Genomic DNA, 14,034 nt, shown 5'->3' on the forward strand with positions numbered 1-14,034 from the left:
GCAGGGCGAAGAAGCCATCACGGTACGTCGAGTTCGGGACAACACCGGCCGCGCGGCTTTCAAATCAGGGGGCGCAGCGGGCAAGATAGCGTGGTTGGTCGACGGCCCCTACTTCCCCCTCGGTGGCATCCTCAGTGACTCAGATTCCGACGTGGAGCAGTGGTAACACCGCTCCCACCAACGGACGCGCAGCCCCGGGCACGCTCATCGGCGGGCGGTACACACTGCGTGCCGCGGTGGGTCACGGCGGCATGGGCACAGTCTGGCGCGCGGCGGACACCTTGCTACGCCGGGACGTGGCGATCAAGGAAGTTGTCCTGCCACCGGGTCTGGCCCCCAGCGACCGCGACTCGATGTACGAGCGGACCATGCGCGAGGCCCGCGCCGCCGCCGCCCTCCAGCACCCCGCCGTCGTGCAGGTCTACGACGTGGTGCACGAGAACGGCCGGCCGTGGATCGTGATGGAGCTGCTGGACGCCCGCAGCCTGGCCGACATGGTGATCGAGGACGGGCCGGTCACGCCCCGGGTGGTTGCCAAGATCGGCATCGCCCTGCTGGGCGCGCTCGAGGTGGCGCACGCGCACGGCGTGCTGCACCGCGACGTCAAGCCGGCCAACGTGCTGATCTGCTCCGACGGCCGCTGCGTGCTGACCGACTTCGGCGTCGCCCGGATGCCCACCGACGTCCAGCTGACCACCCCCGGCATGGTGCTCGGCTCGCCGCACTTCATCTCGCCCGAGCGGGCCATGGGCAGCGAGTTCGGCCCGCCCAGCGACCTGTTCTCGCTGGGCGTCACGCTCTACACCGCGGTCGAGGGCCGGCCCCCGTTCGACAAGGGCGACCCGATCGAGACCATGCACGCCGTGGTCGAGGACCCGCCCGCACCCGCGGTCCGGGCCGGCTCACTCACCATGGTGCTGATGGGCCTGCTGGAAAAGGACCCGGCCCGCCGGATGGACGTGCCGACCGCGCGCACGATCCTGCGCCAGCAACTGGCCGGCCCGCTGGCCAGCAAGGCCCCGCCGCACATGATGACCGACCCCTACTCGGTGGTCCCGTCGCAGCGTCTCGGTGCCGCACCGGCCGAGACCCAGCCGATCCCGCCCACGCCGAGCGGCCAGATCGGCGGCCGGGCCATGCTGGCGCCGGGCGAGTCGCTCACCGACCACCTGGCCAAGCTCCAGCAGCAGAACCACCCGGGCGGCGGCCGCCGGCGCGCGGCCGAGCCGGACGAGACCATGGCGGGCGGTTACCTGCCGCCGCTGGGTGCCGATCCGACCGCCGTGGTGCCGCCGCGCGAGGTTTGGAACGGCGCCCGCGCGGCCCGCGACCCGATGCCCGGCGGCACCGTGGTGATGAGCCCGGGCGCCAAGCGCAAGGCGGTGCTCGCCAAGGCCGTGGCCACGGTCCGCGACGGCACCGGCCGGGCGGCCGAGACGGTCCAGCGCTGGCCGCGCAACAAGCAGTTGATCGCCGGTGGCGGCGCGCTCGCCACGGTCCTGGTGCTGGTCCTGGTCTTCTCGATGATGGGCAGCGACCCCACGCCGCCCCCGCCGACCGCGCAGGAGCAGCCCACCGAGGCTGCCGCCCAGCCGCCGTTCGAGACCCAGGAATACAACGACCGCGGCATTTCGGTGGAGGTGCCCAAGGGCTGGACCCGCAAGGCCTCCGGTTCCTGGGTGGACTACTCCGACCCGGACGACGCCAAGCACAAGGTCCGCATCCTGGTGGAAAACTCCCGCGCCACGCCCTCGTCGTTCCTCAAGATCGCCGAGGACGGCCTGATCAACCGGTCGGCGAACTGCCCGAAGCCGTACCGGCAGGTGGCGCTCGCCGAGACCACCATCGCGGACCGCGAGGGCGCCGTCCTGGAATACACCTGCGGCACCGGCGACAGCGCCCGGCACGGCCTGTGGGGCGCCGTGGTGACCAACGGCAAGGCGTACTCGTTCTACCTCACCGCCACCGAGGCGCAGTTCGAGGAGAGCAAGCCCATCTTCGACCAGATGATCAAGACTTACACGCTCCAGGCCGCCTGACCCGCCGGCGCCGTGCTATCAATCCCTGATGGCACCTGACTTGGTGGAAGCGGCCGAAGCGTGGCTGGCCGACGATCCCGATCCGGCGTCCCGGGCCGAGCTTCGTGCGTTGCTCGACGGGTTGCCCGGCACCGCCGGCGAACTGCGTGACCGGTTCGCCGGGCCGCTCACCTTCGGCACCGCCGGGCTGCGCGGACGGCTGCGGGCCGGGCCCAACGGGATGAACCTCGCGGTGGTCACCCGGGCCGCGGCGGGGCTGGTCGGCTGGCTGGCCGAGCAGGGCGGCACCGGCCCGCTGGTGATCGGATACGACGCCCGGCACGGTTCCCGGGCGTTCGCCGAGCAGACCGCGCGGGTGACCACCGGCGCCGGCCGGGAGGCCCTGGTCCTGCCCGGCGTGCTGCCCACGCCCGTGCTGGCGTACGCGGTGCGCGCGCTGGACGCGGTGGCCGGCGTGATGGTGACCGCGAGCCACAACCCGCCGCAGGACAACGGGTACAAGGTCTATCTGGGCCGGCAGTTGGGTGGCCCGGCCGGCGACGGCGCGCAGATCGTCCCGCCGGCCGACACCGGGATCGAGGCCGCCATCCGGGCGGTCGGCACGCTTGCCGAGGTGCCGCTCGGCGACCCGGGCACGGTGCTCGACCCCAAGGTCGCCGATGACTACGTCGACCGGGCCGCGGGGGTGATCGGGGACGGCCCGCGCGACCTGCGGATCGCGTACACGCCGCTGCACGGCGTCGGCGGGCAGGTGCTGGCCGCCGCGTTCGAGCGGGCCGGCTTCGGCGCCCCGGCCGTGGTCGTCGACCAGGCCGAACCCGACCCGGCCTTCCCCACCGTCTCGTTCCCCAACCCGGAGGAGCCCGGCGCGCTGGACCGGCTGGTGGCGCTGGCCACCGAAACGGGCGCCGACCTGGCGATCGCCAACGACCCGGACGCCGATCGCTGCGCGATCATGTTCCCGGCCCCGGCCGGTGACTGGCGCCCGGCCACCGGCGACGAGCTGGGCGTGCTGCTCGCCGACCACCTGATGCGGCGCGGCCGGCCCGGCGTCTTCACCACCACGATCGTGTCGTCGTCGCTGCTCGGCGTCATGTGCGCGGCCCGCGAGGTGCCGTACGCCGAGACCCTCACCGGGTTCAAGTGGATCGTCCGGGGCGCGGCCGACCTGGCCTTCGGCTACGAGGAGGCGCTCGGCTACTGCGTGGCGCCCGACCTGGTGCGCGACAAGGACGGCATCACCGCGGCGCTGCTGATCGCCGAACTGGCCGCGGCGCTGAAGGCCGAGGGCCGCTCGCTCGGCGACCGGCTCGACGAGATCTACGCCGAGTTCGGGGTGTTCCGCACCAGCCAGCTGTCGGTCCGGGTGGACGATCTCGCCGAGATCACCCGGGCCATGCACCGGGTGCGGGACAACCCGCCGGACCGGCTGCTCGGCGACGAGGTCACCGCGGTCCAGGACCGGTTGCCCGAGGCCGACGTGCTCACCCTGCGCACCGGCCGGGCGCGGGTGGTGATCCGCCCGTCCGGCACCGAGCCGAAGCTCAAGGCGTACCTCGAGGTGGTCGAGCCGGTGCGCGACGGCGATGTCGCCGCGGCCCGCCTCCGGGCCGGGGCCGCTCTCGACGAGGGCCTCCGACCGGAGATCGCCGCCGCGTTGGGTCTTTAAACGGTCTTGGGATTGCCCAGGGCGGCCTGGATGGCCTTGCCCAGGGTGGCGACCACCAGAGCCACGCTGGGGCGCACGATCGAGTCCTCCAGGTTGGCGTTGCCGGAGAAGCCCGCCCCGGCCGCGATCTGCTCGAGCCGCTCGTGCGCCTTGGCCGCCTCCTCCTCGGACAGCCGCAGCGCCGGTTCCATCCGGGTGGCGCAGAGCAGGGTGGCCAGCGCAGCCGTCCGCTCGTCACAGAGGCCGTCGGCGGTCAGCGCCTCGGCCAGCCGCTGCCGGATCTCGGCCTCGAACGCCGGGTCGGTGGTGGGGTAGCGGTGCACGTGGATATGCCCGAGCTGGGTCTCGTCCACGTCCTGCACCACGCCGCGGGCCACCAGATCTTCCAGGACCCGGCTGCGCAGCCGGTGCCGCAGGCGCTGAAGCCACTGCGCCGGCGTGTGCGGTTCGTCCTCGGCGGCCTTGGCCAGGACCGCGTCGGCGATCGGCTCACCGATCGGGGTCGCGTCAATGATCTTGAGGTAGCCGTCGACATAGGCCACGCGTCCCGCCAAGGCAAGATCGACCAGCACGGCCGCGGACATGCCGAGGTCGAGTCCGATGCGGGAACCGGTCGCCTTACCGGTCTGGTCGTCGTAGGCGAGGAGGAGTAACTCCTCCGCGAGCGGAATGGAGGTCATGGCTCGCAACGATAGTGCGCCCGCGCACATCTCGCCGATCGCCAGGTCGGCTAATTCCGCTTCGCGCCCACCCGGCGCTAATGTCAGGAACGCGTGCTCAGGCCGGCCATCACATCCATGATCTGCGGGGCCGTGGTGCCGTCGCCGTACGGGTTGGCGATCGCTGCCATCCGCCGGTACTCGACCTCGTCGTCGAGCAGCCGGCAGGCCTCCCGCACGATGTCGTCCCGGCCGGTGCCCACCAGCCGCAGGGTGCCCGCGTCGACGCCCTCCGGCCGCTCGGTGGTGTCCCGCAGCACCAGCACCGGCTTGCCCAGGCTGGGTGCCTCCTCCTGGATGCCGCCGCTGTCGGTCATCACCAGGTACGAGTGGGCCAGCATGTTGTGGAAGTCGGTGGTGCCGAGCGGCTCGATGATCCGGATCGCGTCGGCGGTGAGGTACTGGTCGGCGGCCTGCCGGACCACCGGGTTCATGTGGATCGGGTAGACCAGCCGGTGGGTGTCGCCGTACTTGATCGCCACGTCGTTGATCGCCGCGAAGATCTGGCTGAGCTCGGAGATGTTCTCCCGGCGGTGCACGGTGATCAGGATCAGCTTGCGATCGCCCGCCTCGTCGAGCACCGGGTGCCGGAAGTCGTCCTTGATCGTGTACTTGAGCATGTCGATCGCGGTGTTGCCGACCACGAAGATGCGCTCCGGGTTTTTGCCCTCGCGCTCCAGGTTGGCCCGGGTCACCTCGGTGGGGGTGAAGTGGTAGTCGGCCAGCACGCCGGTGATCTGCCGGTTCATCTCCTCGGGGAACGGGGAGAACTTGTTGTACGTACGCAGGCCGGCCTCGACGTGCGACAGCGGCACCTGCCGGTACAGCGAGATCAGGCTGCCGGCCAGCGTGGTCGAGGTGTCGCCGTGCACGAAGAGGTGATCGGGCCGGACCCGGTCCACCACCTCGTCCAGCGGGCCCAGGGTGCGGGCCAGGATCTCGGCGAGGCTCTGCTGATGGGTCATGACCTTGAGGTCGAAGTCGACCGTCACGCCCATCTCGTCCAGCAACTGGTCGAGCATCTCGCGGTGCTGGCCGGTGTTCACGATCGTCACGTCGTGCTGCCGGCGCTGCGCCTCCATGATCACCGGGTACAGCTTGATGAACTCGGGACGGGTCCCGAAGACGAACATCATCCTGCTCACTTGGTGTTCCTCTCCAGGACCGCCTCGATGATCCGCTTGCAGTTCTGCCCGTCGTCGCCGAACGCGAAGAACGCGTCGGCCTGCTCGAGCTTCTCCGGCTCGGACCGGAACTCCCGGCCGGCCGCCGCCAACACCGCGTCGACGACCGCTTCCGGGGTCTCCACCCGGTAGCCGAGTTCGCCGTACAGGTCGAGGTCGGCACCGGAGTTGGTGCTGTGCTTGCGGGTCTCCGGGAAGGTGAAGTAGACCACCGGGCGGCGCAGGTAGAGGACGTCGAACGAGATCGACGAGTAGTCGGTGACCAGCATCTGCGCCTCGGACAGCAGGTCGGCGAAGCTGATCACGTCCTCGTACCGGATCACCTTGACCTGCTCGGTCTCGCGGAAGCAGTTCGCGAACTGGCTGAGGCTGGAGTGCAGCACGAACTTGAGGTGCAGGCCGGCCGCGGCGAGCGTCTCGTGCAGCCGTGGGTCGTAGATCAGTTTCTGCCAGTTGATGAAGAACTCGGAGGTGCGGAACTCCTGCTCGTCGACCTCCGCGAGGAAGTTGCGCCAGGTGGGGCTGACCAGGATGTAGTCGCCGGCCCGCCGCTCCAGCCGGTCGTGCCGGGCCAGGCCGGTGAGCTTGAGCGCCTGCGGGGTCAGGTTGTACCGCACGTTGTTGAGCAGGCCGTCGTACTCGCGCTGCGCCGACGAGCAGAAGGTGTGGTACTTCTTCGCACCCAGCCAGCCGGACAGATCGGAGCGGATGATGCCGTGCTGGAGGAAGTTCAGCTTGTAGCGCGGCTTGCCGGTGTCGCCGCCGAACTCGGTCCACGGCGTGATGATGACGTCGTCCACATGCGAGGCGAAGAAGTGCTCGCAGTTGTAGAGCAGCCGCCACTGGGCGACGGTGTTGTACTCCACGACGTTGAAGCCGTCGGCCACCAGCCGGTCCCAGTCCGGGCAGTCCCGCCGGATCACGAACGCGATCTTGTCGTGGATCTTGTTGGCCCGGACGTAGCGGTAGAGCGCCTCGGCGTTGTCCGACGCCTTGTCCCGGCGGTCCATGAAGACCCAGTAGCCGTTCGCCGTACCGGACAGATTTTTGCGGACCCGGCTGGCCCAGACCTTGCCGAGACCGCGCTCGCGCACCACCCGGCGGCCCAGACCGATCGCCCGGGTGGCCTTCATGCCCAGCTTGACCGGCCGGGCCTCGAGGATCTTGAGCTCCTTGGCCTGGAGGCGGTTGCGCCGGGCCAGGCCGCGGGCCCGGTGGTCCATGAAGAACAGCATCAGCTGGCTGTACTTGCGGTCCCGCAGCAACTCGATGATGCGGTGGTCGGTGGCGTTCGTGGTGAGCAGCAGCCGGTCGAACCCGAACGACTCGCACGCCTTGCGGGTCAGGTCGAGCGCGGAGTCGGTGAGCTCGGGGTCGAGCAAGAGCAACTTCGGGAAATAGAAGGTACGCAGCAGCGCCGCGACCCGGTACGCCACGATCGCCTCGCTGAAGTACACCGAGAGCGCGTCGTCGAGGCCCGCGAAAATGGGCTCGAGATCCTCGTACACCTTCAGTCTGATCTTGCTGGTGATGCTGCCGGTGCGGGCCACCGTGTAGAGGTAGACGACGTCGTTGATCTTGGTGATCTTGCGGCACAGGAACAGGAACTTCTTGTCGAAGATCTCGTCCTCACTGCTGCTGACGCCCTCCAGGAAGCGCAGCCCGTACTCCTCGATCAGATCCCGCCGGTAGATCGTCTTGAGGATGACCGGGCGCTGCGAGAGCAGGTCCAGCTTGATCGCATAGTTGTCCTGGTTGACGTACGGCTTGTCGGCGATCCAGTCGACCCAGACCTTGCTCTCCGGGCCCTGCTTCTCCTTGACCCCGTAGCGGGTGGCGATCACCACGTCGCTCTGGTGCTTCTCGATGGTCTTGAACAGCTTGCTGTAGCCGTCCTTGTGGATCCGGTCGTCCGGGTCCATGAAGATGACGTACTCGCCACGCGCCCGGTCGAGGCCGGCGTTGCGGGGCCGGCCGGGCCCGCCGGAGCCCTTGTCGAACCGGAGCGGGAAGAAGTTGTCCGGGTACTGGCGGCGGTACCGCTCGATGATCTCCCAGGTGCCGTCGGTGGAGCCGTCGTCGACCGGGATCACCTCGAAATTGGCGAACTCCGACTGCTTGACGATCGACTGGAACGCGTCATCGATGAAGGCTTCGACGTTGTAACACGCCAAAATGATCGAAACCCTGAACAACTAAACTCCTCCGGACAGCTCGTACGGCGAGCGGAAGGGGTAATACGCGGGCAGGAAGCTCGCCAGCATCGCGGCCTGCGCCTGAGCCTCGGCACCAGTCGAATTGGTGTCGTTCAGGCAGAACAATTGATGGTGTCGCCGGCGCAGCGTGGTGGCCAGGCGCTGGGGCGTCAACGGGTCGGCCAGGTCGCGGTACATGTACTGCACGTCGCCGAGCACGGCCCGGCCGGTCAGGTACGACCAGTGCTGCTGCAGCGACGAGGTGAGCGAGATGTCCTCGGGGTGCCGGAACTGGTGCGCCGCGGTGGCCGCGATCTGCTCCGGGTACCGCTCCACGATCTCGGCGAGCACGCTGCGCCGGGCCGCGTGCGGGGTGTGCTTGATCTTGAATCCGAGGAACCGGCCGAACTCCCGCTCGATCAGCGCGCGGTTGTTCTTGCCGGCCGACATCACCGGCGGCTCGTCGGCCGTCGGCGGGCCACAGTCCACCCGGATCCGGGACAGGAACACCCGGGTCTGCCCGGACGCGGTGAAGAAGAAGCCCGGCGGCAACGCCTGGCCGAAGAAGACGTCGTCGTTCACGTACAGGAAATGCTCGGAAAGTCCTTCGATGTGGTGCAGCCGCGTCTCGATGGCCATCGAGTTGAACGTCGGCAGGCGGCCCTCGGTCCCGAAGATCTCCTTGTGGCTGACCACCGTGACCTGCGGGTGGTCCACGTTCAGCCACTCCGGCACCTGGTCGTCGGTGACCAGGAAGATCCGGCGGACCCAGGGCGCGTACGCGTGCAGCGAGCGCAGCGAGTAGCGCAGTTCGTCCCGGGAGACGTAGCGCGACGCGTTCGCGGCCTCCTCGTTGACGCTCACCCAGCCGTTCTCGACCAGGGCCGCGTTCTTGCGCGCCACCCAGGCCGGGTCGGCGCCGTCCACCCAGGTGTAGACGACGTCGATCGGGAAGTCGACGTGCTCCAGGGCGGGCAGCAGGAACGGCTGGCGGGTGCGGTACGTACGCCCGGGGGCGGCGGCCCGGAAGTCACCGAACGCGCTCTCGTCGGCCTCGACCTCGGCATCGGTGTGCAGCACCACGTCGACCGAGAGGTTGAACCGGGGTGCGACCAGCCGGTCGGCCTCCTCGCGCCAGAACTCGATCTCGCAGGCGTGCTCCACCCCGAGCAGCAGGTGCCGGCCGGGGTCGGTGATCGGCCAGTAGACCGCCGTGGCCACCGGCAGCCCGGCCTTGTCATCGACGACCGGCGCGACGGTGGCGCCGGCCCGGGCCAGACGGGCCAGGACGCGCTCCACCCCGGGACGGGCCGACTCGGGCACGGCCAGCGCGGTCCGCTGCCATTGCACCGGGGGCACCCGGAAGTAGCCCACCCCGGCCTCGTCCAGGGCGTCAACCACCCGGTCGAGGTTGCGGGTGCGTACCGAAAGGGGTGAGGCGTCCGGGTCGATGCCGGCCACGTTCCGCTCCTGGACCAGCGGATCCCGTCGCTCCTTGCGCTTCGCCAGCGCGTCCCGCACCGGCGCCGGCAGTGCGGTGAACACGAGCCGGCGGACCGGCCGGGGTACGGCCTTCCGCACGAGACGCAGGGGGGACACGCCGCAATCCTTTCCGCCCGACCGCACCGGGATCCATAAGATGTCTGGGTTTTGGCGGCCGTGAGCCGCACAGCACGCTGGCGCGCTGCTCGGACAGCGCGATCGGGCGGCTAGGTTACCACCTTGGAAATTCACCAAACGGCCGCATGACCGTCATCTGGACGCCCTGCCGGGCCCGGCCCCTTGTCCATCATGACGTCGCACCGCAACCGAGCGGAGGTCTCTGTGCAGGCAATTCTCGCCACACTCGGCTACGTGCTGTCGGCCGATCGGCAGCGGGTGCTGATGATCCGCCGGGACGCCCGGCCGGACGATGTGCACTTCGGGTACTACAACGGACTCGGCGGCAAGGTCGAACCGAGCGAGGACGTCGCGTCCGGCATGCGGCGGGAGATCGCCGAGGAGGCCGGCCTCGCCTGCGGCCCGCTCGACCTGGCCGGCACCATCTCGTGGCCGGGCTTCGGGCGCAACGGCGAAAACTGGTTCGGATTCCTGTTCCGGGTGCCCGAATGGACCGGCACCCCGCTGGCGAAGAACGACGAGGGCACCCTGCACTGGGTGGACCGGGCCGACATCCTGGCCGGCCGGGTGCCGATGTGGGAGTCCGACCGGCACTTCCTGCCGCTGGTCTTCGCCGACCGGCCGCGCTTGTTCCACGGCGTGATGCCGTTCGTGCGGGGCGTCGCGCAGAGCTGGTCCTACACCGCCTAGAAGCGGCGCATGCCGCCGAACTGCCGGTCGCCGGCGTCGCCCAGGCCGGGCACGATGTACGCCTTCTCGTTCAGCCCCTGGTCGATCGCGGCGGTCACCAGGCGCAGCGGCAGGCCGGACCGGCTCAGCCGCTCGATGCCCTCGGGCGCGGCCAGCACGCAGCAGACGATCACGTCGGTGCAGCCCCGGTCGGCCAGCAGCTGGCAGCAGTGCAGCAGCGAGCCGCCGGTGGCCAGCATCGGGTCGAGCACCAGCACCGGCTGCCCGGACAGGTCGCCGGGCAGCGACTCCATGTACGCCCGGGGTTCGAACGTGTGCTCGTCGCGGGCCAGGCCCACGAAGCCCATCGACGACTCGGGCAGCAGGGCCAGCGCCGAGTCGGCCATGCCGAGTCCGGCGCGCAGCACCGGGACGATCAGCGGCGGATTGGCCAGCCGGGTGCCCTGTGCCGGCGCCACCGGGGTGGTGATCGGGTACTGCTCGACGGCGAACGAGCGGGCCGCCTCATAGACCACCATGGTGGTCAGCTCGTGCAGCGCGGCGCGGAAGACACCGGAGTCGGTGTCCGCGTTGCGCATCGCGGTGAGCCGGGTCTGCGCCAGCGGGTGATCTACGACCAGTACGTCCACGGGGGTCAACCTACCGGTCAGCCAAGATCATCTGTAAACCCCGCGCGTAGAATCCATTTCATGACTGCGACAGCGATGTCGAAGCCCGACCTCCGTGCGTTCCTGCACGGGCTGCCGGGGGTCGACAAGGTGGGCGTCGAGGCACGGGCCGCGGCGCTCGGCACCCGCTCGGTAAAGACGACGGCCAAGGCCCAAGCCATCGACCTGGCGATCCGGATGGTCGACCTCACCACGCTCGAGGGCGCCGACACGCCCGGCAAGGTCCGCGCGCTCGCCACCAAGGCGCTGCGCCCCGACCCGGCCGACCCGAGCTGTCCCGCGGTCGCCGCGGTCTGCGTCTATCCGTCGATGGTCCCGGTAGCCGCCGCGGTGTTGGGCGGCTCGGGCGTCCACCTGGCCAGCGTGGCCACCGCGTTCCCGTCCGGGCAGGCGCCGCTCGAGGTCAAGCTCGCCGACACCCGTGACGCGGTGGCCGGCGGCGCCGACGAGATCGACATGGTGATCAGCCGGGGCGCGTTCCTGGCCGGCGACTACGCCAAGGTGTTCGACGAGATCGTCGCGGTCAAGGAGGCGTGCGGCCCGGCCCATCTCAAGGTCATCCTGGAGACCGGCGAGCTGATCACGTACGACAACGTCCGCCGCGCCTCCTGGCTGGCCATGCTGGCCGGCGCCGACTTCATCAAGACCTCCACCGGCAAGGTCCCGGTGGCCGCCACGCTCCCGGTCACGCTGGTGATGCTGGAGGCGGTCCGTGATTTCCGGGAGAGGTACGGGCGACAGGTCGGCGTCAAGCCGGCCGGCGGCATCCGGACCACCAAGGACGCCATCAAGTACCTGGTGCTGATCAACGAGACCGTGGGCGACGACTGGCTCGACCCGGACTGGTTCCGGTTCGGCGCCTCGTCGCTGCTCAACGACCTGCTGATGCAGCGCACCAAGCTGACCACCGGGCACTACGCCGGCCCCGACTACTTCACGGTGGATTGAGATGTTCGAGTACGCGCCGGCCCCCGAATCCCGCTCGATCGTCGAGATCGCGCCCTCCTACGGCCTGTTCATCGACGGCGACTTCACTCCCGGCAAGGACGTTTTCAAGACGGTCAACCCGGCGTCCGAGGAGGTTCTGTCCGAGGTCGCCCTGGGCGCACCCGAGGACGTCGACCGCGCCGTGGCCGCCGCTTGCAAGGCGTTCGGCCGCTGGTCCGCGCTGGCCGGCGCGGAACGCGCGAAGTATCTGTTCCGGATCGCCCGGATCATCCAGGAGCGCTCACGCGAACTGGCCGTGCTGGAGTCGCTCGACAACGGCAAGCCGATCAAGGAGTCCCGCGACGTCGACCTGCCGCTGGTCGCCGCACACTTCTTCTACTACGCCGGCTGGGCCGACAAGCTGCAGTACGCGGGCTTCGGCCCCGACCCGCGCCCGCTGGGCGTCGCCGGCCAGGTCATCCCGTGGAACTTCCCGCTGCTGATGCTGGCCTGGAAGATCGCGCCCGCGCTGGCGGCCGGCAACACGGTGGTGCTCAAGCCGGCCGAGACCACCCCGCTGTCCGCGCTGTTCTTCGCCGACGTCTGCCGCCAGGCCGACCTGCCGCCCGGCGTGGTCAACATCGTCACCGGTGCCGGCGACACCGGCCGGTACCTGGTCGAGCACCCGGACATCAACAAGGTGGCGTTCACCGGTTCGACCGAGGTGGGCCGGCAGATCGCCCGCGCGGTGGCCGGTACCGGCAAGCGGCTCACCCTCGAGCTGGGCGGCAAGGCGGCCAACATCGTCTTCGACGACGCGCCGATCGACCAGGCGGTCGAGGGCATCGTCAACGGCATCTTCTTCAACCAGGGCCACGTGTGCTGCGCCGGGTCCCGGCTGCTGGTGCAGGAGTCGATCGCCGAGGAGTTGCTGGCCTCGCTCAAGCGGCGGATGGCCACGCTGCGGGTGGGCGACCCGCTCGACAAGAACACCGACATCGGCGCGATCAACTCGGCGGCACAGCTCGCCCGGATTACTGAATTGTCGGAAATAGGTGGCTCGGAAGGTGCGGAGCGATGGTCGCCGCCGTGCGAGCTGCCGTCCAAGGGCTTCTGGTTCGCGCCGACAATCTTCACGGGCGTGACCCAGGCGCACCGGATCGCCCGGGAAGAGATCTTCGGACCGGTGCTCTCGGTGCTGACGTTCCGCACGCCCGACGAGGCCATCGAAAAAGCAAACAACACGCCGTACGGGTTGTCGGCCGGCATCTGGACCGAGAAGGGCTCCCGGATCCTGGCCGTCGCCGACCAGCTGCGAGCCGGCGTGGTGTGGGCCAACACGTTCAACAAGTTCGATCCGACGTCGCCGTTCGGCGGCTACAAGGAATCCGGTTACGGCCGCGAGGGTGGCCGGCACGGTCTGGAGGCGTACCTTGCCTGAGTCTCGTCTTTCCGTGCGCAAGACCTACAAGCTGTACGTGGGCGGGGCGTTCCCGCGCAGCGAGTCAGGACGGACCTATCTGGTGGACGGCGACAACGTGGCCCTCGCCTCCCGCAAGGACGCCCGGGACGCGGTGGTGGCGGCCCGCAAGGCCCAGCCGAAGTGGGCCGGTGCCACCGCGTACAACCGTGGCCAGGTGCTCTACCGGATCGCCGAGATGGTGGAGGCCCGGCGCCGCGAGTTCAAGGCGCTCGGCGTCCCCGGTGACGAGGTGGACGCCGCGGTCGATCGCCTGGTCTGGTATGCGGGCTGGTCCGACAAGATCGCCCAGGTGGCCGGCGGCGCCAACCCGGTGGCCGGTCCGTTCTTCAACATCTCGGCGCCCGAGCCCACCGGCGTGGTCGGCGTGGTGGCCCCGCCCTCGTTCCTCGGCCTGGTCAGCGTGATCGCCCCGGCCGTCGTCACCGGCAACACGGTGGTGGTGCTGGCCACCGCCCCGCAGGCCGCGATCACCCTGGCCGAGGCGCTGGCCACCGCGGACGTACCCGGCGGGGTGGTCAACATCCTGACCGGACGACCCGCCGAGACCGCGCCCTGGCTCGCCTCGCACGACGACGTCAACGGCCTCGACCTGACCGGCGTCGCCGATCCGGAGCTGGCCACCGAGCTGGAACGGGCCGCCGCCGGCACGCTCAAGCGGGTGCTGCGGCCGCCGGCCGACGAGATCGACTTCGGCGCCGACCCCGGTCTGGGCCCGATGACGGCCTTCCTCGAGACCAAGACGGTTTGGCATCCGAAGGGTTTCTGACCCACCCTTCCGGTTTGCTTTCAGGCTCGCCCACTAGGGTGTGTCGGCAGAATCACCGTCAACCGCGCCCGAAT

11 protein-coding genes are annotated in these 14,034 nt (G+C 69.8%); 6 read left to right on the plus strand and 5 right to left on the minus strand.

What is annotated here, in order from left to right; all coding sequences use genetic code 11:
- The first annotated feature begins 134 nt into the window (after positions 1-134).
- Positions 135-2,039, plus strand: coding sequence for a serine/threonine-protein kinase (locus tag Ari01nite_RS32905; RefSeq protein ID WP_203786128.1), 1,905 nt, complete (start codon positions 135-137; stop codon positions 2,037-2,039).
- A 28-nt stretch (positions 2,040-2,067) separates the two neighbouring features.
- Entirely contained in the window at positions 2,068-3,708 is a 1,641-nt protein-coding gene (locus Ari01nite_RS32910; RefSeq protein WP_203786129.1) for a phospho-sugar mutase, read from the plus strand.
- Here Ari01nite_RS32910 and Ari01nite_RS32915 read toward each other — a convergent pair.
- The 4 genes from Ari01nite_RS32915 to Ari01nite_RS32930 form a co-directional block, all read right to left on the minus strand.
- The gene (locus Ari01nite_RS32915) at positions 3,705-4,388 is read right to left on the minus strand and encodes a GOLPH3/VPS74 family protein (protein WP_203786130.1); all 684 of its coding nucleotides are present in this window, start codon (positions 4,386-4,388) and stop codon (positions 3,705-3,707) included. The two genes, Ari01nite_RS32910 and Ari01nite_RS32915, sit on opposite strands and share 4 nt — an antisense overlap.
- Positions 4,389-4,471: 83 nt before the next feature.
- Entirely contained in the window at positions 4,472-5,563 is a 1,092-nt protein-coding gene (gene wecB, locus Ari01nite_RS32920; protein ID WP_239163238.1) for a non-hydrolyzing UDP-N-acetylglucosamine 2-epimerase, read from the minus strand.
- A gap of 5 nt (positions 5,564-5,568) precedes the next feature.
- Positions 5,569-7,806, minus strand: a complete 2,238-nt coding sequence (locus Ari01nite_RS32925) for a bifunctional glycosyltransferase/CDP-glycerol:glycerophosphate glycerophosphotransferase (protein WP_203786132.1) — start codon at positions 7,804-7,806, stop codon at positions 5,569-5,571.
- Complete coding sequence (locus Ari01nite_RS32930; RefSeq protein WP_239163231.1) at positions 7,807-9,405, minus strand: stealth family protein; 1,599 nt, start codon at positions 9,403-9,405, stop codon at positions 7,807-7,809.
- 225 nt (positions 9,406-9,630) lie between these two features.
- Here Ari01nite_RS32930 and Ari01nite_RS32935 point away from each other — a divergent pair, with 225 nt between their 5' ends.
- A complete protein-coding gene (locus Ari01nite_RS32935; protein ID WP_239163232.1) occupies positions 9,631-10,116 on the plus strand; it encodes an NUDIX hydrolase in 486 nt (161 codons plus the stop codon).
- Here Ari01nite_RS32935 and upp read toward each other — a convergent pair.
- The gene (gene upp / locus Ari01nite_RS32940) at positions 10,113-10,745 is read right to left on the minus strand and encodes a uracil phosphoribosyltransferase (RefSeq protein ID WP_203786134.1); all 633 of its coding nucleotides are present in this window, start codon (positions 10,743-10,745) and stop codon (positions 10,113-10,115) included. The two genes, Ari01nite_RS32935 and upp, sit on opposite strands and share 4 nt — an antisense overlap.
- A gap of 60 nt (positions 10,746-10,805) precedes the next feature.
- Between upp and deoC the strand changes: the two genes are divergently transcribed.
- From deoC to Ari01nite_RS32955, 3 genes are read left to right on the plus strand one after another with little or no spacing between them, the layout of a single operon-like run.
- Positions 10,806-11,732: a deoxyribose-phosphate aldolase gene (gene deoC, locus Ari01nite_RS32945; protein WP_203786135.1), complete on the plus strand. Its 927-nt coding sequence runs from the start codon at positions 10,806-10,808 to the stop codon at positions 11,730-11,732.
- Between the two features lies 1 nt (position 11,733).
- Positions 11,734-13,152, plus strand: a complete 1,419-nt coding sequence (locus Ari01nite_RS32950; protein ID WP_203786136.1) for an aldehyde dehydrogenase family protein — start codon at positions 11,734-11,736, stop codon at positions 13,150-13,152.
- A complete protein-coding gene (locus Ari01nite_RS32955; RefSeq protein WP_203786137.1) occupies positions 13,145-13,960 on the plus strand; it encodes an aldehyde dehydrogenase family protein in 816 nt (271 codons plus the stop codon). The genes Ari01nite_RS32950 and Ari01nite_RS32955 overlap by 8 nt, the downstream gene beginning before the upstream one ends.
- Positions 13,961-14,034 lie beyond the last annotated feature (74 nt).

The organism is Paractinoplanes rishiriensis, from assembly GCF_016862375.1.
In the GTDB taxonomy this organism is placed as follows: Bacteria; Actinomycetota; Actinomycetes; order Mycobacteriales; family Micromonosporaceae; genus Actinoplanes; species Actinoplanes rishiriensis.

Excerpts from the sequence above, each read along its gene's own strand:
- Ari01nite_RS32910 (WP_203786129.1), top strand. The coding sequence starts at position 2,068 with ATGGCACCTGACTTGGTGGAAGCGGCCGAAGCGTGGCTGGCCGACGAT.
- Ari01nite_RS32915 (WP_203786130.1), bottom strand. The coding sequence starts at position 4,388 with ATGACCTCCATTCCGCTCGCGGAGGAGTTACTCCTCCTCGCCTACGAC.
- wecB (WP_239163238.1), bottom strand. The coding sequence starts at position 5,563 with ATGATGTTCGTCTTCGGGACCCGTCCCGAGTTCATCAAGCTGTACCCG.
- deoC (WP_203786135.1), top strand. The coding sequence starts at position 10,806 with ATGACTGCGACAGCGATGTCGAAGCCCGACCTCCGTGCGTTCCTGCAC.
- Ari01nite_RS32950 (WP_203786136.1), top strand. The coding sequence starts at position 11,734 with ATGTTCGAGTACGCGCCGGCCCCCGAATCCCGCTCGATCGTCGAGATC.